Below are 22783 nucleotides of genomic sequence, written 5' to 3' on the forward strand. Positions count from 1 at the left end.
CCGTGGCAAGGCCTTCCCCGGGGAGCGAATACGTTATGGAAACCACCGGCTTTCACTCGCTGAATGACCTTTTTGCCCAGCTGGGCCTGTCCTCAGAGGACGCCGCTATCGATGAGTTTCTGGCTCGCCACCACCTTGATGGCGAAGAGAAACTGGCCAAGGCGCCCTTCTGGTCGGATGGACAGCGCAGCTTCCTCGAAGAGGCCATCGAGGACGACTCCGACTGGTGCGAGGCGGTAGACGAGCTGGACACACTGCTGCGTCACTGACCATATGAAGCCCCCCGTTCACCGCCGCTGGTGGCGGTGAACGGGGGGCTGTGGCTGCCCGGATTCACCCGGCCCTACCCAGGCGCTGCCCGCCGTCGCTATAATGCCCGGCTTTCTACTGCCCAAGCGCCGCAATATACCCGATGGAAAAACCCCGATTTCGCGCCGAGCTGCTTCACCCGCGCTACTGGTTCACCTGGCTGCTGTTCGCCCTCTGGTTCCTGGTGGCCCAGCTGCCGTATCGCTGGCAGCTGGGCCTGGGCCGCACGCTCGGCCGGCTGATGCTGCGGCTGGCGCCCAGCCGCCGCACGATCGCCGAGCGCAACCTGGCGCTGTGCTTTCCCGAGCTCAGTGACGACGAACGCACACAACTGCTGCAGCGCAACTTCGAATCCAACGGCATCGCGCTGATGGAGACCGGCATGGCCTGGTTTCGCTCCAGCCGCTGGCTGCGCAAGCGCTTACAGGTGGAGGGGCTGGAGCAGCTGCAGGCGCCCCAGGCCCGCGGCCAGGGGGTCGTGCTGATGGCGATGCACTTCACCACGCTGGAAATCGGCGCCGCCTTTATGGCCATGTGCCACAAGGTGGATGGCATGTATCGGCCGCACAAGAATCCGGTCTATGACTATATGCAGCGCAAGGGGCGCGAGCGTCACGGCGAGGATTCCGAGGTCTACCAGCGCAAGGATGTGCGCGGCATGCTGCGCGCACTGAAAAACGGCCGTGCGGTGTGGTATGCCCCGGACCAGGATTACGGCATCAAGCAGGGCGTGTTCGCGCCGCTGTTCGGCCAGCCCGCCGCCACAGTGACCGGCACCTCGCGTTTCGCCCGCGTCGGTCGCGCACTGGTGGTGCCCTATACGGTCACGCGGCTGCCCGGCGATGACGGCTACCGGATGAAAGTTTACCCGCCGATCGAGGAAATCCCTTCCGGCGACGAACTGCAGGACGCGATTCTGGTCAATGAGTTTGTCGAAGCGCGGATGCGGGAAAACCCCGAGCAGTACATGTGGGTGCACCGCCGCTTCAAGACGCGCCCCGAGGGGGCGCCCAACGTCTACGAGGGTGTGCGCAAAAAGAAGAAAAAGAAGCGCAAGAAATCGCTCAAATAATCACCAGCGCTAACACTGGTATCAACCCGGTGCCCTCAGTAACATACCCGTCTCATTTTGGCGCGGTGCGAGAATTAAGGAGTTAGGATGTTTTCCGGCAGTATGGTGGCCCTGGCCACCCCAATGTATGCAGACGGCAGCCTTGACTGGGACAGTCTGCACAACCTGGTGGAGTGGCACATCGAGCAGGGCACCCGCGCCCTGGTGGCTGTCGGCACGACCGGCGAATCCGCCACTCTCGATGTCAACGAGCACGTCGAGGTCATCCGCCGTGTGGTCGACCAGGTGGCCGGGCGCATTCCGGTGATTGCCGGTACCGGAGCCAATTCCACCACCGAAGCGATCGAACTGACCGAGAACGCCGCCAAGTGCGGTGCCGACGCCTGCCTGCTGGTGACTCCCTACTACAACAAACCCACCCAGGAAGGGCTGTTTCAGCACTTCAAGGCTGTCGCCAAGGCCGTCGCTATCCCCCAGATTCTCTACAATGTGCCCGGACGCACCGCCGTGGACATGCTGCCGGACACCGTGGAGCGGCTGGCGCCGATCGGCAATATCGTCGGCATCAAGGAGGCTACCGGCGACCTGCAGCGCGCCCGCGAACTGGTGGAGCGTTTGCCCCGCGATTTTGCCATCTACTCCGGTGATGACGCCACGTCGCTGGAGCTGATGTTGCTGGGTGGCCGCGGTAGTATCAGTGTGACTGCCAACGTGGCGCCGGCGGCGGTAGCGCAGATGTGCGACGCCGCCCTGAACGGCGACGCCGAAACCGCCCGCGCCATCGACCAGCGTATCCAGATATTGCACAAAGTGCTGTTTGTGGAGTCCAACCCGATACCGGTGAAATGGGCGCTGCGGGAAATGGGGCGTATCGACAGTGGCATCCGCCTGCCGTTGACCCCACTCTCCAGCTGCCACCACGCCACAGTGCGAGAGGCGCTGCGCAGCGCCGGCGTGCTTTAAGCGCGCAAATCGAGAATTAACCAGGAACCCAATAATGACAAAATTGACTGCTGGAGCGGCGCTGTGTATCGCCAGTGTCGCGCTCGCCGGCTGCGGGATATTCGGCAAAGACGGCTATTTCCGCGATCGCGGTGACGACTACCAGATGGCCGACAGCCTGCCGCCGCTGCAGATGCCCGCGGGTGTCAGCGAAAAGCCCCAGGAAGAGCTGTACGAGGTCCCCCAGATCAACAACGGCGACACGCCGTCCGGCGAGTTCGAGGTGCCGCGGCCGCAGGCGCTGTCGGTCAATGCAGGCATGGACCGGGTGAAAATCCAGAAGCTGGGTAATCGCCGCTGGGTTCTGGTATCGCAGCCGCCGGATGAAGTCTGGCCGCAGTTGCATTACTTCCTGCGCACTTCCGGCCTGAAGCTGGCCTCCTCTGACGCCTCCGCCGGTGTGCTGGAGACCGCTTGGCTGACGTTCAAGCAGAGCCCGGACACCAAGGACAAGTACCGCCTGACCGTGGAAGCCGGGGTACAGCCGGACACCACCGAAATCCACGTGCGCCAGCTGTCGGTGCCCGCCAACCGTCCGGTCAAGGAACCGGTCCAGTGGCCGGCGCAGTCCACCAGCCCCGAACGCGAGGGCTGGATGATTGACGAGATGTCCTCGGCGCTGGCGGCCGAATCCGGTGGTGCCGCGGCGTCTCTGGTGGCGCAGTCCATCGGCGGTGGCTCGGTCAAGGTGCAGGTGCAGGAGCCGGCCGGCAAGGAACCGTTCATGTCCCTGGACCTGTCTATGGACCGCGCCTGGGCCACGGTGGCGCACGCCCTCAATGTGGGCGCCTACCGGCTGCACCAGGAAGACCAGGATATCGGTCTGTTCTACGTCACTTACGACGAGGACCGCGAGCTGCCGGAAGACGAGAAAGGTGGCTGGTTCTCCTGGGGTAAAAAGGACAAGGGCGAGGATGAGCTGGCGGCGAAAGCCGACAAGGTCACCCTGCAGCAGCTGCTCGGCAATATCGAGCCGGGCAGCGAAGCCAAGCCGGCCCTGTTCGAGGGCATGACTGGCCTCGGCGGTGCAACGGGGCAGGATCTGCCCGGTTACCTGGTGATAGTGCGCGGTGACGACGAGCACATCCAGGTGCGCATCCGCGACACCCACGGCCAGCCGCTGGCGCGCAACAAGGCTTCCAAGCTGCTGATGGCGATTCGCCAGAACCTGATTTAAGGCGCTGCGGCAGTGGCGCTCAGATTTGCTTCACTGGGCAGTGGCAGCAAGGGTAACGGCACGCTGGTCGCCTCGGGCGAACACTGCCTGCTGGTGGATTGCGGCTTTACCATCAAGGAGACCGAGCGGCGCATGGCGCGGCTCGGTCTGTCGCCCGCCGACCTCGGCGCCATCCTGGTTACCCACGAGCACAGCGATCACCTCTCCGGTGTGGCGCCGCTGGCGCGCAAATACCGCCTTCCCGTCTACCTGACTCCCGGCACGCTGCGCGCGCGCGATATCGGCACCCTGCCGGAAATCCACCTGATCGAGGGGCACCAGCCCTTTGCGGTGGCGGATATCCAGGTCACGCCGGTGGCGGTGCCTCACGACGCGCGCGAAGCGGCGCAATTCGTCTTCCGCAGTCGCGGCGCCAGCCTGGGCCTGCTCACCGACCTGGGTACGGTCACGCCCCACGTGGAGGAGCATTTCGCCGGCTGCGATGCGCTGGTGCTGGAGGCCAACCACGATCCGCAAATGCTGGCCCAGGGGCCCTATCCGGCGTCGCTGAAACGCCGCGTTGGCGGTGCCTACGGGCACCTCAGTAACCAGCAGGCGGCGGGTTTCCTGCAGCGCGTCGGCTGTGAAGGGCTGCAGCATCTGGTGGTGGCCCATATCAGCGAAAAGAACAACACCGTCGAACTGGCCCGCTCCGCGCTGGCAGACGCCGCCGAGCGCGCGGCCAACTGCATTTTTGCCTGCCAGCAACAGGGCTTCGACTGGCTGGATATCCACAAGCGCAGCGGCTGATCCCGCCGCGAACACACCTCCCTGTAGGAGCCTGCCCTGCTGGCGCATGGCCAGGGCAATCACCGCGCCGATTTCGCCTGCAGGGCTGGCTCCTACAGGACACATTTTGCCTGGGGGGCATATGGAAACTCTGCTGATCTACCTGCTGGTCGGTGCCGGCGCGGGCACCATTGCCGGGCTGTTCGGTGTCGGTGGTGGCCTGATTATCGTACCGGCGCTGGTGCTGGTCTTTGCCGCCCAGGGCATCGCGCCGGAAATCCTTACCCATATGGCGGTGGCCACGTCGCTGGCGACCATTGTCATTACTTCGCTCAGCTCCATCCGCACCCACCACCTGAAAGGCGCCGTGGATTGGTCGGTATTCCGCGTCATGGCACCGGGAATTCTGCTCGGTTCGTGGCTCGGCGGAGTGACTGCCCACTTACTGCCGGGGGCCTGGCTGCAACTGTTGATTGGCATTTTCGCCGTGCTGATGGCGGCGCGCATGTGGCTGGCGGGCCGCCGCCGCGCGGAGTTGCCCGGCGTTGACGACAGCCATTTGCCGGCGGCGCCGCTGTTGACCGGCGTCGGCGCGCTGATTGGCTGGGGCTCCGCCATCTTCGGTATCGGCGGCGGCTCGCTGACGGTGCCTTTCCTGTCTCGCTGCCGGGTACAGATGCAGCGCGCCGTTGCCACCTCTGCGGCCTGCGGCCTGCCGATTGCGATTGCCGGTGCGATCAGTTTTATCGTGCAGGGCTGGGGCGAACCGCAGCTGCCGGCCTGGAGTAGCGGCTATGTCTACTGGCCGGCGTTTTTCGGCATCGTGCTGGCCAGTGCCATCTGCGCGCGCTTCGGTGCGCTGCTCGCCCACCGGCTGTCGCCGCAGCTGTTGAAGAGCTGCTTTGCGGGCCTGCTGCTGGTGATCGGAGCGCGTTTTATCTGGTTGAATGCGGGACTGCTGTTCGGTTGATTGGGCCGTGTGATCAGCGCTATCGGAATCCGTCCTTTGATCATATCCGCTGCTGGGCCGGATACCCTCCGCAAGCACCGCGGTAGAGTTTAACCGCGCAGTCCGATCTGTAGGGGCGAACCTTGTGTTCGCCCAGGTGCCGGTGTGGCACAAGATGTTATTAGCCAAAAAAAAGGCCGCTGCTTCCGCAGCGGCCTTTTTCGTTGGGCGCTCCCCCGGAAGGGGAGATGCCGTCAGGCGGTTTTCGCTTCGCCTTCCGGTGCCGGGGAGGTGGCTTCGCCGCCCTGTTCCCAGATCTTGGACTTCAGGCTGAGCAGCGCGATAACGATACCGATACCGATGCTGAACAGGCTGATCTGCAGGTACAGGTTGGGCAGCTGCTCGATATTGTTCGGGTCGAAATTGCCCGCCAGCAGGCCGGAGATGATGTTGCCGATGGAGTAGGTGAGTACAAACACACCCATCATCTGGCCGGCAAAACGGCGCGGTGACAGCTTGCTGATCGCACTCAGTGCCACCGGGCTCAGGCACAGTTCGCCCACGGTGTGCAGGAAGTAGGTGGCAACCAGCCAGTAGGGCGCAACCTTGAGGCCGGACGCCGCATACTGGGCCGCGAAGAACATCACGATAAAGCCGGAGGCCATGATGATCAGGCCGATCGCGCACTTCATGCTGTAGGACGGCGAGACCATGCGCTTGCCCAGATTCACCCACAGTGCTGCAAAGAAGGGCGACAGCAGGATGATGAACAACGGGTTGGCGTTCTGGAACCAGGAGGCCGGGAACTGGAAAGAACCGATGATACGGTCGGTGTAGTCGCGACCGAACAGGTTCAGCGAGGAGCCGGCCTGCTCGAAACCGGACCAGAAACAGGCCGAGGCCAGGCACACGAAAAACAGTGCCCACAGTTTTTTCTTCTCCGCCGCGGTGAGGCCGCCGCCGAAGTAGATGAAGCCGTAGTAGACGAAGAACATCAGGCTGAACGCCACGGCCACATACTGGGCCACCACCACCGGATTGATGGTGAACACGTCCGCCAGTGCCAGGCCGGTTACCAGTGCCGTTGCCAGCACCAGTGCGCCGATAACGCGCCAGGCGGTCTTGGCCCTTTCCGGTGCCATCGGGTTTTCCGGCAGCTGGCTGGCATCGCCCAGGTTGTGGATGGTTTTGCGATACTGGACCAGGCCGAGCGCCATGCCCACGGCCGCGGCGCCGAAGCCCCAGTGCCAGCCTATGTCTTCACCGAAATAACCGCACACGGTGTAGCCGAGGACAGAACCGATATTGATGCCCATGTAGTAGAGCGCATAGCCACTGTCGCGGCGCACGTCATCCGGGGCGTAAAGGTGGCCGACCAGGGCGCTGATGTTGGGCTTCAACAGCCCGGTGCCGGAGGCGACCAGGATCAGGCCGATGAAAAAGGTGCCGTCATTGGGAATGGCCAGCACGATATGGCCGCACATGATGATGATGCCGCCATAGAAGATCGCGCGCTGACCGCCGATCAGGCGGTCGGCAATCCAGCCGCCGGGCAGACCGAGAAAATAGACTGCGCCCGTATAGAGACCGTAGATGGCTGTTGCTGCGGCAACGGTGAAGGCGAGGCCTTCTTTCTGCAGACTCGCGGTCATGAACAACACGAGTAGCGCCCGCATGCCGTAGTAGCTCATCCGCTCCCACATCTCGGTGAAGAACAGGGTCGAGAGGCCCTTGGGATGCCCGAAAAAGCCGTCGCTGTTTTGGTATGTTTTCGACGTCATAAGCTGAATTTCCAGTTGTTTTCATTCCAGTGAAAACTGCCCGGAGGGCAGTCCCGCCAGTTTGCGGAGTGCCCCTGTGCTGATTTCGCGTCGCGGCCCTGCAAGGTGCAGGTGATGGCAAGAATCCACCTAAAAGCGGCTCGCGGCGCGAACTGCGCGCAGGTTGCTCCGTTCGTCACTGCGTTTGGTGAGCGGCCGCTGCGGTGCGGCGCTTCCGAGTCAAACGCCAGCAGTGTAACAGTTGTCTGTTAGGCAGGCGAATCGTTACAGGTGTAACGGGCTGGCGGTTTTTAGCACAGAGTTTTCGTGCAAACCGCTTGCCAGGAAAGTTGATTTCCACCGCGGAAAAAAAGACTGCGAGGGTATTCACAGCCGCGGGGATTGGTGGTAAATCCTCACTAGAGCCTGGACAACAGGGGATAATAACGATGAAAACCCCAGTGCTACTGTCACTGTGCCTGCTGCTGGGTGCCTGCAGCAGCGTACCGCCGGGGCCGCCGCTGGAAACTGCGGCGGCGCTCGACGGCCGCGCGCTGCTCGGCGCGCCGCTGGATCCGGCACAGCTGCCGGACGACGATCCGCTGGTACTGAGTGCGCCGATGCGCCGCTACCTCGACACCGTTGCGCCCGGCGTGCGCCCGGAGCGGCGTCTGGCCGCGCTACTGGACGCGTTCGAGGCGCGCCGGTTTCATGTGGAATACGATGCGCACACTACCCTCAGTGCCACTGAGACCTACCGCCAGCAGCGCGGCAACTGTCTCTCTTTTACGCTGATGATGGTGGCGATGGCGCGCGCACTGGGTGCGGATGCCTACTTCAATCAGGTGGATGTACCGCCGGTGTGGGGACAGGACGAACCCCAGACGTTCGTCATCTACCGGCACATCAATATGGTGTCGGAGAGTTCGCGTGGCCGCCGCGTGGTGGATTTCAATCTGGCCGCTTACGACCCCATTTACGATCAGGTAAAACTGTCTGACGCCGCAGCCGTGGCCCAGTATTACAGCAACCGTGGTGTCGAGCTGATGGGGCAGGGCGATCGCCGCAGGGCTTTCCTCTACCTGCGCAAGGCATTGCAGCTGCGCCCCGGTGACAGCGATCTGTGGTCGAATCTGGGGGCGCTGTAAAGCCGTTTTGGGCACGCCGCGGAGGCGGAACAGAGTTATCGGCAGGCGCTGCAGTTGAAACCGGATAACCTGGTGGCGATCAGTAACCTGGCGCGCCTGTATCGCAACAGCGGTCGCGAGGCGCTGGCCGATGAATATGCGCGGCGCGCGCGCTTTCACCGCGAGCGCAATCCCTACTACCTCTATTACCGCGCGCGCGAAGCTTACAACAAGGGGCAGTACCGGCAGGCGCGCAAGCAACTGCGCCACGCGCTGTGGCAATACAGTGACGACCACCGCTTTCACTTCCTGCTGGCGCTGACCGACTACCGTCTGGGGGAGATGGAGGAAGCCCGCGAGCACTTCGTCGAGGCCTTCGCGCTGGTGGACAACCCGGCCACCAGGAATGCCTACGAACGCAAGCTGCAGTATCTGCAACAGCAGGGCCGCCAGTAGCCGGCAGGCCGTGGGAAAATGCATTATTCAACCGTGTGACCCGATCCGCTGTCCGGCCGGGAAAGTCGAAAAAACACCAATAAAAAAGGGGCGCCGAGGCGCCCCTTTTCCTATCGACTTGCGATCGACTCGCTTAGAACTGGTAGCTGACACCAGCCCAGGCGTAGCGGCCTTTGAAGTCGTAGCTGCCGTTCCAGTCGGAACCGGAGGTGGTAGACGGTTCGCGATTGGTCACGTTGTCCACACCGGCGGACAGGTGCATCGCGTCGTTTACATCCCAGCCGGCCTTCAGGTTCAGGTAGGTGTGAGACGGCACGTGCATGTAGGGGCTGTCGCCCGCACCGATGTGCTCCACCTGCGCACCCAGGCTCCAGTTGTCTGCAGTCCAGGTGGTGCTGGCGAGGCCGCGCCACTTCGGATACAGGCCGCTGTTGGTGCCGATGTAGTCCAGCTTGTCGGTGGTCTGGTCGGTCTGCTCGTTGTACTCCTCGAACTCCAGCAGGCGGGTGGCCTGCAGGCGCAGGCCCAGCTGGCCGGCGTCATAGTGGAAGTTCTGTACCACGTCCAGATCGATACCGCGGGTGTTGATCTCGCCGATATTCATCAGCGAACCTTCCAGCTGGGAGATCTGGCCGCTGTTGCCGCGCGCCACATACTGGCAGGCGTCGGAAACGCCGTTGCGGTAGCAGTCGTCGAGGATACGCTGCAGGTCCGGGGAAGTGATGGCGTCTTTCACCTGGATATCGAAGTAGTCCAGGGTGACGGACAGGTCTTCCACGAACATCGGGGTCCACACCACACCGGTGGTCAGGCTGGTGGACTCTTCCGGCTGCAGGTCGGCATTGCCGCCGATATTGGTGGCCACCTGGCTGCCCGCCTGGGTGAAGCCGGCCATATCGGAGCAGTAGGCGCCCTGGCCTTTTTCGTTGTTGTCGCTGGAGTCACACGGATCGATCAGGTACTCGTAGCTCTGCGCAGTACCGCTGTACAGCTCGTAGATGCCCGGTGCGCGGAATGCGGTAGACAGGCTGGTGCGGAAGCGCAGGTCTTCGGTCGGTGCGTAGACCAGGCCGATCTTGCCGGTGCTCTGACCGCCAAAGGTGTCGAAGTCGGAGTAGCGCACGGCGACATCCGCAGACAGCTCTTCCGCGTACTTGGCGCCGGAGATAAACGGCATATTCAATTCCGCGTATACCTCGGACACGGAGTATTCACCGGAGGTGGCGTCCTGCTGGTTGCCGAAGGTTGCGCCGCTCTGGGTCTCGGGGCTCGGGGTGAACTCGCCGGATTCCTTGCGGTACTCCACGCCGGCAGCAAAGCCGAGCGCGCCGCCCTGGAACTGAACCGCGTCGATGTCGCCAGTCAGAGACGCGCCGAAATTCTGCAGCTCATACTCGTTGCTTTCGCGATCGGTGTAGCGGAAGTAATCCGTTACCTCGGGGCTCATGCCACCGGTGAACTTCGGGGTGATGCCGGCGCTACCGTCAAAAATTTCCTGCAACTTGGATTTGTTGTAGGAATTGGTGGTGGAGTTGTCACCCTCGTTCTTGCCGTAGCTGTAGAAGGTATCCCAGCCCCAGCCATTGGCCAGGTCGCCGCGCAGGCCGCCCATGATGCGGTAGGTGTCGGTCTTCTGCTCGTAGTCGCGGGTGCCAGCGGCAACCGGGCGGATACGCAGGTCGGAGTAACCGTCCAGCCAGCTTGAACCCGGGTAGGGGTGCACTTCGTCATCCATGTTGCTGCCGTTGGCAACCCAGGCGTCGTAGGCTTGCTGCCAGCTGTCCTGCAGCTGTGTCTTGATCGCGTCGGAAAAGTTCTGCGGATCAAAGTTGAAGCCGTTGCCGCTGTACATCGGCTGTGCGGCCAGCTGCTGGTTGGTGGTTTTGGTGGTGTAAGTGGCTTCGCCGTAGAACTCCACCGCGTCGGTCAGCGAGTAGGTGCCATTGAAGGTGGCGCTGGTGCGCTCCATGGCGCCGGACAGCCACATGAACTGACCGATATCGTAAGATTCGGCACCGTTGCTCAGGGTGTTGCCGTCTTCACCGATGGCGAATTTGCCATAGTTTGTATAGATATTGCCGGTGGGGGACATGGAGCTGTGCAGGCCCGCCCAGTCGCGGTCGTTGTAGGTGATTTCGTCGCGCTTGCTGTGGCTGATATTGCCGATGAAGCTACCGCGCTCACCGTCACCACCGAAGGTGATGGAAAGCTCACCGTTGTCGCCGCCGCCCTCAGTGGTGGTGCCGGCGCGGGCGCGAACACGTACGCCATCGACGGATTTTTTGGTCACGACATTGATAACGCCCGATACCGCATCGGAGCCATAAACCGCGGAAGCGCCGTCGGTCAGTACTTCGACACGATCGATCATGTCGACCGGAATATTGTTCATATCCACCGCGGAATCGGTACCGGAGCTGGAGGATACGAAGCGGCGACCGTTAACCAGAACCAGGGTACGCGCGGAACCCAGGTTACGCAGGTCGACAAAGGACAGACCCTGACCGCCATTGTTGTCATTGGCATTGAGGCCGGTGGTGCCCATGGAGGGCAGCTTGTTCAGCAGTTCGTCGACGGTGCCGACACCAGACTGCTGGATGGCCTCGGAATCCAGGATAGTGATCGGGCCGGTGGTGGACAGGGGATCGCGTGCAATGCGGGATCCGGTAACGACGACCTCCTCGACACCCGGTCCCGGCACCGCTTCCTGGGCCAGAACACCGGTGCTGGCGATAGTGCCCAGAGCTGCAACTGCAACGCTCAATTTTGTCTTGATCATAATGCATCCTTTTTTGTACTTAAGGTACTTATAATGCGTTTGTTTGCCTGTAGCATTTTTTGCGCGAGCTGACTTTAATGCATCGAATGACATTATGGAACTATTGTGACAAAGCGAAATATTTTCCATTAAGCGTGGTGTGTATAATTTCTGCTCTCAATGGGTAATTTATAAACGCCAAGAGTTATACATATCCGCAATATATTTTATTGTTGAAGATATTTTTGTTCATAAGGCAAGATTTTTAGCGTTTATATCTTAATAGATGCTTCCTGGCTCCACTCGTCGAGTTGCTCAAAAAACAAGCTTTTTAACGCTGTGCCAGGAAATAGTGGGCTAAAAGCGGGGGGAGAGGGGGCGGGCCGCCAGCAAAATTGCGTGGCGGGGAAGGCGGGTGGTTATATTTTGGTCAATTTGTGGCGGCGTGCAGCCCGACAGGTGTCAGGCCAGGCTCTGCTTTATCCCGTCCAGGAACAGCTGCACCGCGAGCATTACCAGCACCATGCCCATCAGGCGCTCTACCGCAATCAGCCCCCGGTTGCCGAGCAGCCGCGCGAGTGGTGCAGAAGCCATCAATATAATTGCGGAGACTCCCCAGGCTCCGAGCAGTGCCAGCGTCCAGTCGAGCAATTGCTCGCCCTCGCTGTTGGTCATCAGCATCAGGATGGCCATGGTCGACGGGCCTGCGACCAGCGGCACGGCCAGTGGTACGAAGAAAGGCTCCCCCTCCAGGCGTTCACCCATAATCCCGCCTTCTGTCGGAAACACCATGCGGATCGCAATCAGGAACAGAATAATCGCCCCGGCGATACGGATTGCCTCCTGCGACAAGCCCAGCCACGTGAGAACGAAGCGGCCGCCATAGAGAAATACCAGCAACACGATCAGCGCGAATATCAGCTCGCGCATCAGTACATAGGGTTGGCGGCGGGGCGGCACATTTTTCAGGGCCGCCAGAAACACGGGAATGTTTCCCAGGGGATCCATAACGAACAGCAGAGTCAGAAAGGCGGTTAACGTATCCAAAGTGTGGTTGTTCCTTGCGAGAAAGCGGATAGAGCGCTGATGAAAGAAAAGTTACGATGAAATGAACCATTTTTCCGGACGACATTGTCATGCAACCGGGGCGGATTCGCGGTAAAATTATCCCAACTATAACGCAAAACTTGCCATTCAGCTTATCTAGGAGATTGCAATGCGCACCCTGAACCAGATTCTCTTCGCCTGTTCTGTCAGCTTGCTGGCTGCCTGTTCCAGCACTGCACCAGTGGCGGAAAAAGCGGCTGCGCCGGCGCAGCCTGGCGCAAGCTCCACGATTGCGAAAAATGAAATCGATCCAAAAAACCAGGTGATCTGCAAAGAGCGTGCGATTACCGGTTCGCGCTTCAAGCAGAAAACCTGCATGACGGCCAAAGAGTGGGAAACCATGTCCCATGAATCAAAGCGAATGGTGGATAAAGCGACCCGCAATAAAATTCGCTATACAAACTGATATCTTGTCGGTGCTGCCGCGCGCTGGGTATTTCAGCGGGCGGTAAGCACCGCACTCCGGCCCGAATGAGGCGCTTCTCTCGTTATTCCCATCCCCGGTCGTTTCCCACTCCCTCCTCTCATACCTGAAAATGTAATGATCAGTGCAAAAGTTTTTAAAGAGAAACTCGAAGCAGCCAGAGCGCTATTGTCCAAAAAACGCTTTGCAGAAGCGGAGGTTCTCTATCGGGAGCTGCAACAGCATGGGCAGGAGCGTGAGTTATTGCTGGGAGAGCTGGTGCGCCTGTATTGGCAGATAGGTAACGCGGACCGGGCCATCGAATGTCTCGAAGAGTTGACGCGAATTTTCCCTGATCAGTTGGCCTACTACCTGGATCTGGTACACGTATGCGAGCAGTGTGGACGGTTGCAAAAGGCCGCCGAGGGTTATGGGGCGCTGTTGGCGCGCAAACCGGACTTGCCCAATACCTGGTACAACTATGCGCGATTACTGAAAAAGATCGGCAACAGCCCGGATGCACTGAATGCCTATCAGCGCGCGCTGGACTACGCGGTAGAAGCGCCGGAAGAGGTGTATAACAATATCGCGGTCATCTATTCGGAATTGCGCCAGGAGTCCGAGGCCGTCGCGGCGCTGGAAAAGGCGGTCGCTGTTAATCCCCAATATATTCCCGCGCGCTTTAATCTTGCCGGGCTCTACGAGGAAGAAGGCGATCGGGTTAAAGCCGGTGAGCAATACCGGAAAATTCTGGCGCTGGACCCGGATCACTATCCGGCCCTGTGTAGAATTTCCAATATGTCGCATGCAGCGGGTGAGAGTGAGGAAATCGAGCGCGAGGTCAGGGCTGCGCTGGCGAAGCCGGGGCTCGACGCCGGTGTGCGGGAAGAGCTCCTGTTCGCCCACGGGAAACTGCTCGATGAATTGCAGCGCTACGACGCCGCCTTTGCGTCTTACCGGCAGGCCAACGAGTTGGGGCGCAGGCGCTTTCCCCCATACAGCAAGGGTGATCAGAAAGATAAAGTGGATGAGATTGCCCGGCACTTCGACCGATGCTGGTTTTCGGCGGCGAGTGGACATTCGGAATTCAGGCCGATTTTCATTTGTGGGATGTACCGCTCGGGATCAACCCTGGTTGAGCAAATCATCAGTGGTCACAGTCGGGTGACTGCCGGTGGTGAGCTGGATTACTTTCCCGAGCTGGCAAAAGAAATGCGCCGGCAACCGTTGTCCGGCGAAGAGGCGGGCAGTAGTGGCTATTTCGATTCCGTGGCAGAAGGATATCTACAGTATCTGACTCGACGTTTTGGTGCCTTCGATCTCGTTACCGACAAACGTCCGGATAATTTTATGCATCTGGGGCTGATGAAAGCGGCGTTTCCGGCCTGCAAGATTGTCTGGACGAGGAGGTATTTGCTCGATAACTGCCTGTCGATCTATTTCCAGTATCTGGGCGGAGATATGAATTACGCGGTGGATCTGGATGCAATCGGGCACTTCTATGTCCAGCAGTGCCGGTTGATGGAGCACTGGCGCTCCCTGTTTCCGGAATCGATCTATCCGCTGTCGTACGAGCAGCTGGTGGATTCGCCTGAGTCTGAAGTGCGCGTTCTGCTGGATTTTCTCGAGCTGGACTGGGAGCCCGCCTGCCTGGACTTCAGCCGGCGGGAAAATCGGGTAAAAACTGCCAGTATCTGGCAGGTGAGACAGTCAATTCACAGGGACTCGAGTGCCCGCTATCAGCATTATCTGAAATACCTCGACGTGCTCGACCAGTACCGCGATCAAGTCCCTTAGCGGTCATTGTCGGTCCATTGTTAGTCGCGATTATTTTCCCTGGATGATCTTCCTGAGCGGCTCCAGTTCATTGGTATAGTGATTCCAGCTTCCAACCGAACTTGTGTAGATTGGTTGGCGAACCTGCGCTGCGCTGGCGGTGGCCGTGCCCTTGGTTTTATTCGCGTAAAAGTTCAGGCAGTTGTCATCCCAGCTCAACTGGCAGAAGTCCACCAGTTCCCGCGCCTCTTTTTCCGGGTTCCGGGTCAGTGCTTCGTAGCTGACTTCGTGAATTTGCTCCGGGAAAGTGTCCTTCCAGTGATTCATTAACTTCCGGTAAGCACAATAGTAGCGGCCGAGATCATTCAGGTCGTAGGAGTAAGGGTGGGCATTCTTGAACAGGGTTTTATAGATCGCGTAACAGGAATCCATCGGATCGCGCTGCACATGCACGATCTTTGCTTTCGGCAATGCCAGCAGGATGGCACCGATATGCAGGTAGTTACTGGGGTTTTTATCGATGATGGTTTTCGCGTTCTTTATTTTTGCCCGGTTTGCCAGCTTTTCCTGGTACTGCCTGCCCAATTCTGCAAAATTGATGCGCAGGCTGTTTTTTATCGCCTCGATCTGGTTGCCCGGGGCGCCCGTGGCATTGCGAGACGCCTGAAAGGCTGCGCGGTAAAAGAGTTGTGCAAAAGTATCGGGTTCGCCAGCTGAGTCTACGCTGTCTATGGCGGACAGGATCCTGTCTACCAGTGTCGATCCGGTTCTGGGCATGCCGAGAATAAAAATTATACCCTGCCCCTGATCTTCTTCCCGTGAAACTTTGCGGGTTGAATGCTCTGTGAACGTATTTGCGATGGTATCGATTGCTGCAAGGTCAGGTTCGACAGAGTAGTTGATGCTCTGCTTTTTCAGTTCGGCACCACGCTTTAGTGCGGAGAAACTCTCCCTGTAGTGCTTGATATCCTCCAGCTCTTTGGCGAGCGCATAATTAATATGTATTTTTCCTTCATTGCTGACATCTGCCGCTTGTGCCAGCGCCGTTAGCTGAGCAATGTGGTTGTTGTCTTCCGTCTGCTTGCGCAGGCCGGAGCGCAGCGTGTAAACCGGGTAAAAGTGTGCGGATAGACCGATTACTTTCTCGTAAAGCTTTTCGGCGCTCTGCAGGTTGCCCATAGAGCGGTTTGCCGCGGCGGCGTTGAAGAGAAGGTCGGGATCGCTGTCGTTGGAATTGAGCGCCAGGTTGAAAGCGTCGAGCGATTTCTTGTGCTCTTCACAGATGGCAAACAGATAACCGGCTCTGGCAATGAGCTTCCAGTCTTTTACCGCGGCAAAATCATCAGTTGTGATCGAGCTTGCAGCGGCGGCCGGATCGCCGGTTTTTACCAGGTTGCTGGCTTTATGGATCTGCAGGGCGAGCGTGGCGTCCGCGTCGCCAGAAAAGTGTTGTTCGGCATCTTCAAGGGTATGAATCGCCTGCTCCAGATTGCCTTCGGCCGCGTGGGTATCAGCCAGCAGATGCCACGAATTTCTATGTTTGCTGTCGGCTGACAAGCCGCTTTGCAGGAGCCGGCGAGCCGTTTGCGGCTGCGACTGGGAAAGCGCAATGCGGGCTTGCTGATAATATGATTCTGCGCTGTGTTTCTCTGTCATTGTGTTACTGCTGATGGCTGGTCGGGCGGGAATGCAATAGTAGCTGAAGTTTACTCGAGTTTCAGTGTGCCATAGCCGGGCGGCAGGCATAAAAAAAGCGCGGCGGATTGCTCCGCCGCGCTTCTCACTGTAATCAACTAATCGAGATTAGAAGTCTACAGTAACACCCATGAAGGCGTAACGACCCAGAGCGTCGTAGGTGCCCGGGAAGGTGTTGCCGTTACCGTAGATGCTGGGGCCAGCATCGGAGGTCAGCGGCGGCTCTTTGTCAAACACGTTGTTGACACCACCACGTACGGTGACGTGATCGGTCGCGGCCCAGGAGGTAGACAGGTCGATGTAGTTCACTGCATCGAAGTCAGCCTGGTTGCTGCCGATATCTTCCGCGGCACCGATGTAGCGCCAGGAACCTACTACGTCCAGACCTACGATCGGAGTGGCCCAGTTGGCGCGCAGAGTGCTCACGTACTCCGGAGTCGGGGAGCCACAGGCTTTGTCCCACTTGCCTACGCAGTCCTGGATCTCTGCACCCGGAACTTCCTGCTGCTCCCACTTGGTGAGGTAGGTGGCAATGTAGTTCAGGTCAACAGAACCCGCAGCACCGATATCGAAGCCGTAGTTGGCGTTGATATCTACACCGGCAGTCTCGAAGTAGCCGATGTTGGTGTTGAGGGACTCGACGTAGCCGTTGCCGATCCACAGGTTGCCGCCGGCATTGCGGTGGATCTTGCTACATACTGCGTCTTGGCCGCTCGCCATACACTGGCTGAGGATGGTGTTCGGATCAACGGCTTCGATAGCATCGGTAACATCGATATCGAAGTAGTCGACACTCAGGGTCAGCCCTTCAACATAGCTCGGGGAGTACACGAAACCTGCGGAATAGGTCTTGGACTGTTCCGGAGTCAGGTTCGGGTTGCCGCCCTGCTGGTAGTTGTACTGACCGGCCGGGTTGTTGGAGATGTTGCCGTACTGCGCGGCGGTAACACCAGTCAGTTCACACTCCGCCAAGGTCGCGCTCGGGTTGGCGCCACCACACGGATCTTCGTCCATGTCGAACAGGTTCAGGCCCTGGCCGGCGAACAGCTCACGGATGTTGGCGTGGCGAACCGCAGACTGGTAGCTGGCGCGCAGCTTCAGGTCGGCGATCGGGGACCAGTCGACACCCACTTTGTAAGTGTTGGTGTTGATGTCGGTGGAGTAGTCGGAGTAGCGGTAGGCCATCTCCAGACCCAGGTACTCTGCGCCCGGCTTGCCGGAAATCAGCGGTGCGTTGATCTCGGTGAAGGCTTCGCGAACGCTCAGGGAACCGGCAACCGGCTTGGTTGCGCCACCCTGGCCAGCGCCGTCGCCGGACTGGTAGCCGTTGTCGGGGCTGAAGTTCAGCGCTTCGCGACGGCTCTCCATGCCGAATACAACGGAGATGCCGCTGTCGGCAGTCGGCAGTTTAACGCCGTAGTCGCCCAGGTTACCGGTTACGTAGCCGGAGTAGATTTCCTGCTCGGTGGTACCGCGGGAGTACAGCGGCAGGATCAGGTAGTCCAGTGCTTCCTGGGTGACGCCGCCTTCCTGGAAGATATTCCACGGCTTACACAGCGGATCGGAGCCATCCAGAACGGACTGACACACCGGCTTGCCGGTATCCGGATCGGTCTTCACATTCAGGGCGCGGCCGATACGGGTCTTGGACATATCGTTGAGATAGGTCTCCTGCATCGCTACTTCCGCGTACTGGGCGTAGGCGTCGTAGGACCAGGTGTCATTGATGTCGCCCTTCAGGCCGAATACGCCGCGGAAGGTGGTGTGGCGCAGGTCGTCCTGGCGCGGACCGCCCTCGACGTTACGGCGGCCGATGTAGTAAGGCGCGCTTTCGCTGTCGGACAGGCCGGAGCAGATCAGGTCGTGTTGCTGGGCGGACAGCAGCGGGTTGTCACAGTTGATGGTGCTGGTGGCGAAGAAGTTGCCGGACGGGGCAATCTGCGCAACGGTGCGGTCATCAGCGTAAGACAGCTGGGTGTAAGCGGTGACGTTGTCGTTGATGTCGTAGTGACCGAAAACGCCCATGGTCCAGCGCTCGTCCGGGCGCTGGAAGTAGTTCAGCGGGCCATAGTTGTAGTAGTGGCCGTCCCAGTTTACGAACTGGTTGCCGGATACATTGTAGTAGTGGCCGTCAAAGTCGGAGACAAAGCCGTCGGGCAGGGTGGCGGAGCCGCCGCAGGAGAAGCCATCCGGAGCGCCGTCCAGCGAGCAGCTGCTGTAGTCGCGGTCGGACTGCAGTACCGGGTCGATCTTGCGGTAGTTGGCGTAGCCGGTCACGTTGCCGCGGCCGCCGTCCAGGTTCGCACCCATGATCATGGAGAAGTCGTTGGTGTCACCGTCGGTGACGCTGCCATCGGCAGTTTCAAAGCCGCTGCCTTTTACGACATCCTGGATTTTGCTGTTGTCATTGGTGTGCTGGTAGGCGCTGGTCTGGGACTCAAAGCGCACGCCTTCGAAGTCGTCCTTCATGATGAAGTTGACAACACCGGCGATGGCGTCAGAACCGTAGGTCGCAGAGGAACCACCAGTCAGAACTTCTACACGCTCAACCAGTCCGGCCGGGATCTGGTTCAGGTCGGCACCGGAGCCTCCCTGCAGCGGAGAGCCGGCGGGCATACGGCGGCCGTCGATCAGTACCAGGGTGCGCTGGGAACCCAGGCCACGCAGGTCGACAGTGGCGGTACCGGTTGAGCCGTTGGCCATGCCAGCGGTCTGGGTGGCAGCTACCTGCGGCAGCTTGTTGATCATGTCTTCGACGCGGACAACACCGGTAGCTTTCATGTCTGCAGAGCTAACGGATGCCACCGGGCTGACGCTGGTTTCGTTAGCGTCACGCTGAATGCGGGAGCCGGTAACGACAACTTCTTCGACCATGGTCGCGTCTTGTTGTGCGAAGGCGGGCATGGAGGGAACCAGTACTGCGGCTGCGGTCAGGCTCATGGCCCCCTTCACAGCTACGGACAGAAGGTTCTTTTTCATTGTAAATCCTCTCTTGATCGTTGGATTTATAGTGTTTTGCCTCTAAGGGCGATATGTGGAAGCAGCTACCCCCAAGCGGCTACTTCCGTCCCAACACAGCTATAAACGGTTGGTACGACGGTCCCCTCAAGAAAAAATCACTTTTTTTAATAAAAAGACCCAATGACAGCTTTGGGAGCATGGAATGATGCGCGATAAATGGGGGGTTGATGTTGTCCGTGGAGGCTTATTAAGTGGTACAAAAAACCACCAAAAATCGAAATTGAGTGTCTTTTTGCCGCCTATTGTGCAAATTAGCGATTTATGTGTTGTGTGAAATTCGATCAGTGGAGATTTTTGTTGCCTCTTGCCTGGGGTTGCTCCTGAGGAGCTGAGGATTGCGTTCGGCGACTCGACGCGCGTGGCGGATCAGACGGCTCGGCGCGGATATGAACCACCTCGTGAGTTCTGTCGCCGGAGCGGCCGGACCATGCGCAAACCGCTTGAGCGCCAACACGATTGCGTAAGTACTGGATTATTAACAGTCGGTCAGAAAAGGGGTGGATTGGGTAGCGGGGCAGGGAATACCGCGGGCGGGAAAGACCCAGCCCCGCCCGATGCGGGCGGGGCTGGGTGGGGCTTTGCTCAGAAGGAGAAGCTCACGGTGCCGTAGAAGAAGCGGCCCAGGGTGTCATACGTGATCGGGATAGTGTTCATGTCGTCGTAGTTGGTGACATAGGGTGGTTGCTGGTTCCAGGCGTTGCGGATACCGCCGGACACTGTCATGTTCTCCCAGCAGAAGTAGCTGGCGTGTAGGTCCATATACCAGGTGCTGTCCGCATGGGTGGCGAGGTCGTTGTCACCGGGGTTGATGTCATCGACCGGACCAATCCAGCGCAGGATGGTGCCGGCGCTCCAGTTGTCAGCCTTATAGTCTGCGCCTATATAGCCTTTCCACTCGGGGAAGCCGGTGATGGCCGTGGTTACCGGGTCCGCACCGTAGAAGCCGGCGAGATCAATCTCCGGCTCCTCGTTGCTGGCCCGGAACTTGTATTCATCCAGCCAGGTGGCCTTCGCATCGACACTCACCGTGCCTTGCCAGACATCCATGCTGTAATTCAGGCCCAGGTCCACACCCGAGGTCTTGAACGTCGAGATGTTCTGGCTGGTCAGCAGTTGACCGGCAACCGTGCCATCCGCCTGGCGCCGGGGGCTGGTTCTGGATGGCGTGGCGCCGATCGCGTTCGCCCCGGTAATCAGCGCACAGTTCGGGCTGGAGAAGTTGGCGCTCTCGTAACAGGAAGACACCAGCGTATTGGTGGTAAAGGTGCCGATGGCGTCGTCCACTTCGATATTGTAGTAGTCGAAAGTGGCGCTCAGGTCTTCCACGAACGTCGGCGTCCACACGATACCGATGGTCCAGCTGGTCGACTGCTCCGCCTTCAGGTCGGGGTTGCCGCCGAACAGGCCGGTGGCCTGAGCAGACGCCAGGGCGCTGTTGGTCGGGTTCACGCCGTCAGCCTGACAGTTAGCCCTGATATTCGCGTTGGAACTGCCCGTCCAGTTGTAGCAGGGGTCGGAATAACTCTCCGCTGACAGCTGTTGCGGGGAAAAGAGGTCGTCGATACCCGGTGCGCGGAAGCCCTGCGACCAGGTGCCGCGGAAGCGCACTTGTTCTATCGGGGCGTAGTCGAGTACCGCGGCCCAGGTGGTGTCGCTGCCGATGGTGTCATAGTCGGAATAGCGGAACGAAGCCTCGGCCGCGAGGGTATCCGCCCAGGATTCGCCTTCCATGAACGGCAGGCGCACTTCGCCATAGAATTCGTCGACGTTGTAGCTGCCGCCCCAGGAGTTGCCGGTGACGAAGTAAATCTGCCCGAGTTCAGCGGCACCGTCGGCGGTGACTTCGGCGGATTCGGAGCGGAATTCATAACCCGCGGCCCACTTGAAGGGTTCGCTGGTCATGGCGTAGCCACCGAAATCGCCACTCATGTTGGCCTGTACTTCGCGCAGCGTCGATTTTTCCACCGGTGAATTGGTGACGGTGGCGTAATCAATCTGTGCCTGGTTCAGGGTGCCGTTCTGGAAGGGATTCCACAGTCCCGGGCATTCCGCGTCGTCCGCGCAGGGGGTCGAGGTGGGGTTGCCATTGCTGTCGACGGCGCCGAGCAGGGTGTCAAAACGGGGCTGGTTGGCGCGGCCCTTTTCAATCTGTGGATCCACCCAGCGCGCGTAGTTATAGGAGACATCCCAGGTCCAGCCATTGCACCACTCGCCCTTGAGGCCCGCTACCCCGCGCCAGGTATTCACATCCTGGAAAAAGGCGCGGCCGCCGGTTTCGGTGATACGCCGGCCAATGGAAACATCTTCACCCACCGGGTTATAGGGCTGGTTGGCAGGAATCGTCGGTCCCCAGAAGGTCCCTTCCGGTGCCAGCAACTGGTCGGAGCGGCGATTGGCGAAAGTCAGTTCGCCAAAAGCGTCGAGCGTGGTGACGTCCTTGAAGTCGGCGATCTGGTAATCGCCGTAGCCGTACATGGTAAACACTTCCTGTGGGGTAATCAGGTAGCTCGCCGCGGCGTAGTTATAGGAGTCGGTCGACGCATCGTAGATTCTGACCTGTCCGGTATCCGGGTCGACGATCCAGTTGTTTGCGCCATTGTCGAAATCGGGCCGGGTGAAGCGCGCCGGTGATGTGGTGGGGCTGCCGCCACAGAGCACCGAGTCGCCGCTTTCATACAGGGGGCACTCGGAAAAGCGCCGCTCCGACTGGAATACGTCGGTGCGCTTGCTGTACTCGGCGTTGACCACCACGTGGCCGTTGTCATTGCCGGTGCCCAGCGTCATGCTGGCACTGTATTCCTGGCCATCGTTATGGGTGGAAGTACCCGCGTAAAAGTTGACCTCGGCGCCCTCGAAGTCTTTCTTGGTGATGATATTGATCACGCCCGCGATCGCGTCGGAACCATAAATGGTCGAGGCGCCATCGCGCAGGACTTCGACACGCTCGATGATCGAGGTGGGGATGGTGTTCAGGTCGACCGTGCCGGTCGTGGTGCCCGCGGACACCATGCGGCGACCGTCAACCAGCACCAGCGTGCGTGAGGCACCCAGGCCGCGCAGGGATACAGTGGCCAGACCCGGGTTGCCGTTGTTCACTGAAGAGCCGAGCTGGCCACCGGTCACGGATGGAATTTCCTGCAGGAAATTCTCCAGGGTGGTATTACCCGATTTCTCGAGTGCGGCGGCATCAAATACGCTGATTGGCGTAGCACTGGTCGCGTCGGTGGTGCGCTGGATTCGCGAACCGGTGACAACCACCTCTTCAACCTGTTGTGATTGCTGAGCAAAAGACACAGTAGCGAAACTGGTGGAAATGGCTGCGGTCGCAATTGCGCTCTTGATTGCCCGGGAAAGACGGGATCTGTCCATGGTATACCTCTCCTGATACCGGTTCTTAGTGCCG

General features: G+C 59.7%; 15 protein-coding genes and 1 pseudogene. 10 read left to right on the plus strand and 6 right to left on the minus strand.

The annotated features are described in order from the left end of the window. Nucleotides 1-35: 35 nt before the first annotated feature. From ABDK11_RS04070 to ABDK11_RS04095, 6 genes are all read left to right on the plus strand, one after another. Nucleotides 36-269 carry a DUF2789 domain-containing protein gene (locus ABDK11_RS04070; RefSeq protein WP_346839024.1) on the plus strand — a complete coding sequence of 78 codons (234 nt, stop codon included), beginning with the start codon at nt 36-38 and terminating at the stop codon, nt 267-269. 143 nt (nt 270-412) lie between these two features. Further along, nucleotides 413-1381 carry an LpxL/LpxP family Kdo(2)-lipid IV(A) lauroyl/palmitoleoyl acyltransferase gene (gene lpxL, locus ABDK11_RS04075; RefSeq protein ID WP_346839025.1) on the plus strand — a complete coding sequence of 323 codons (969 nt, stop codon included), beginning with the start codon at nt 413-415 and terminating at the stop codon, nt 1379-1381. A gap of 87 nt (nt 1382-1468) precedes the next feature. Next, nucleotides 1469-2344 (plus strand): 4-hydroxy-tetrahydrodipicolinate synthase, encoded by an 876-nt coding sequence (gene dapA, locus ABDK11_RS04080; protein ID WP_346839026.1) that lies wholly within the window; start codon nt 1469-1471, stop codon nt 2342-2344. A gap of 34 nt (nt 2345-2378) precedes the next feature. Then, nucleotides 2379-3560, plus strand: a complete 1182-nt coding sequence (gene bamC / locus ABDK11_RS04085) for an outer membrane protein assembly factor BamC (protein WP_346839027.1) — start codon at nt 2379-2381, stop codon at nt 3558-3560. A gap of 12 nt (nt 3561-3572) precedes the next feature. Then, nucleotides 3573-4349 carry an MBL fold metallo-hydrolase gene (locus tag ABDK11_RS04090; RefSeq protein ID WP_346839028.1) on the plus strand — a complete coding sequence of 259 codons (777 nt, stop codon included), beginning with the start codon at nt 3573-3575 and terminating at the stop codon, nt 4347-4349. A gap of 121 nt (nt 4350-4470) precedes the next feature. Continuing rightward, nucleotides 4471-5298, plus strand: coding sequence for a sulfite exporter TauE/SafE family protein (locus ABDK11_RS04095; protein WP_346839029.1), 828 nt, complete (start codon nt 4471-4473; stop codon nt 5296-5298). Between the two features lie 233 nt (nt 5299-5531). Here the strand turns inward: ABDK11_RS04095 and ABDK11_RS04100 are convergent, their stop codons facing one another. Continuing rightward, entirely contained in the window at nt 5532-7058 is a 1527-nt protein-coding gene (locus ABDK11_RS04100) for a peptide MFS transporter (protein WP_346839030.1), read from the minus strand. 428 nt (nt 7059-7486) lie between these two features. Here ABDK11_RS04100 and ABDK11_RS04105 point away from each other — a divergent pair, with 428 nt between their 5' ends. Together ABDK11_RS04105 and ABDK11_RS04110 are read left to right on the plus strand one after the other, a co-directional pair. Continuing rightward, nucleotides 7487-8185: a transglutaminase domain-containing protein gene (locus tag ABDK11_RS04105; RefSeq protein ID WP_346839031.1), complete on the plus strand. Its 699-nt coding sequence runs from the start codon at nt 7487-7489 to the stop codon at nt 8183-8185. 21 nt (nt 8186-8206) lie between these two features. Beyond that, nucleotides 8207-8620, plus strand: a pseudogene (locus ABDK11_RS04110) (CDC27 family protein); the annotation flags it as partial. A 133-nt stretch (nt 8621-8753) separates the two neighbouring features. Here the strand turns inward: ABDK11_RS04110 and ABDK11_RS04115 are convergent. Both ABDK11_RS04115 and ABDK11_RS04120 read right to left on the minus strand, forming a co-directional pair. Next, a complete protein-coding gene (locus ABDK11_RS04115) occupies nt 8754-11399 on the minus strand; it encodes a TonB-dependent receptor (RefSeq protein ID WP_346839032.1) in 2646 nt (881 codons plus the stop codon). A gap of 441 nt (nt 11400-11840) precedes the next feature. After that, nucleotides 11841-12425: a MarC family protein gene (locus ABDK11_RS04120; RefSeq protein WP_346839033.1), complete on the minus strand. Its 585-nt coding sequence runs from the start codon at nt 12423-12425 to the stop codon at nt 11841-11843. 169 nt (nt 12426-12594) lie between these two features. Here ABDK11_RS04120 and ABDK11_RS04125 point away from each other — a divergent pair, with 169 nt between their 5' ends. Together ABDK11_RS04125 and ABDK11_RS04130 are read left to right on the plus strand one after the other, a co-directional pair. After that, entirely contained in the window at nt 12595-12891 is a 297-nt protein-coding gene (locus tag ABDK11_RS04125) for a hypothetical protein (protein ID WP_346839034.1), read from the plus strand. A 135-nt stretch (nt 12892-13026) separates the two neighbouring features. Further along, a complete protein-coding gene (locus ABDK11_RS04130) occupies nt 13027-14685 on the plus strand; it encodes a sulfotransferase (RefSeq protein ID WP_346839035.1) in 1659 nt (552 codons plus the stop codon). Nucleotides 14686-14715: 30 nt separating this feature from the next. Here the strand turns inward: ABDK11_RS04130 and ABDK11_RS04135 are convergent, their stop codons facing one another. The 3 genes from ABDK11_RS04135 to ABDK11_RS04145 all read right to left on the minus strand — a co-directional run bounded on the left by ABDK11_RS04135 (nt 14716) and on the right by ABDK11_RS04145 (nt 22749). Beyond that, entirely contained in the window at nt 14716-16320 is a 1605-nt protein-coding gene (locus ABDK11_RS04135; protein WP_346839036.1) for a sulfotransferase, read from the minus strand. Nucleotides 16321-16467: 147 nt separating this feature from the next. Next, nucleotides 16468-19338: a TonB-dependent receptor gene (locus ABDK11_RS04140; RefSeq protein WP_346839037.1), complete on the minus strand. Its 2871-nt coding sequence runs from the start codon at nt 19336-19338 to the stop codon at nt 16468-16470. A 624-nt stretch (nt 19339-19962) separates the two neighbouring features. Continuing rightward, nucleotides 19963-22749 (minus strand): TonB-dependent receptor, encoded by a 2787-nt coding sequence (locus tag ABDK11_RS04145; RefSeq protein WP_346839038.1) that lies wholly within the window; start codon nt 22747-22749, stop codon nt 19963-19965. Nucleotides 22750-22783: the final 34 nt, after the last annotated feature.

The organism is Microbulbifer sp. SAOS-129_SWC, assembly GCF_039696035.1.
In the GTDB taxonomy this organism is placed as follows: domain Bacteria; phylum Pseudomonadota; class Gammaproteobacteria; order Pseudomonadales; family Cellvibrionaceae; genus Microbulbifer.

Coding starts and splice junctions, on each gene's coding strand:
- ABDK11_RS04070 (WP_346839024.1), top strand. CDS start 36: ATGGAAACCACCGGCTTTCACTCGCTGAATGACCTTTTTGCCCAGCTG.
- lpxL (WP_346839025.1), top strand. CDS start 413: ATGGAAAAACCCCGATTTCGCGCCGAGCTGCTTCACCCGCGCTACTGG.
- dapA (WP_346839026.1), top strand. CDS start 1,469: ATGTTTTCCGGCAGTATGGTGGCCCTGGCCACCCCAATGTATGCAGAC.
- bamC (WP_346839027.1), top strand. CDS start 2,379: ATGACAAAATTGACTGCTGGAGCGGCGCTGTGTATCGCCAGTGTCGCG.
- ABDK11_RS04095 (WP_346839029.1), top strand. CDS start 4,471: ATGGAAACTCTGCTGATCTACCTGCTGGTCGGTGCCGGCGCGGGCACC.
- ABDK11_RS04100 (WP_346839030.1), bottom strand. CDS start 7,058: ATGACGTCGAAAACATACCAAAACAGCGACGGCTTTTTCGGGCATCCC.
- ABDK11_RS04105 (WP_346839031.1), top strand. CDS start 7,487: ATGAAAACCCCAGTGCTACTGTCACTGTGCCTGCTGCTGGGTGCCTGC.
- ABDK11_RS04115 (WP_346839032.1), bottom strand. CDS start 11,399: ATGATCAAGACAAAATTGAGCGTTGCAGTTGCAGCTCTGGGCACTATC.
- ABDK11_RS04125 (WP_346839034.1), top strand. CDS start 12,595: ATGCGCACCCTGAACCAGATTCTCTTCGCCTGTTCTGTCAGCTTGCTG.
- ABDK11_RS04130 (WP_346839035.1), top strand. CDS start 13,027: ATGATCAGTGCAAAAGTTTTTAAAGAGAAACTCGAAGCAGCCAGAGCG.
- ABDK11_RS04135 (WP_346839036.1), bottom strand. CDS start 16,320: ATGACAGAGAAACACAGCGCAGAATCATATTATCAGCAAGCCCGCATT.
- ABDK11_RS04140 (WP_346839037.1), bottom strand. CDS start 19,338: ATGAAAAAGAACCTTCTGTCCGTAGCTGTGAAGGGGGCCATGAGCCTG.
- ABDK11_RS04145 (WP_346839038.1), bottom strand. CDS start 22,749: ATGGACAGATCCCGTCTTTCCCGGGCAATCAAGAGCGCAATTGCGACC.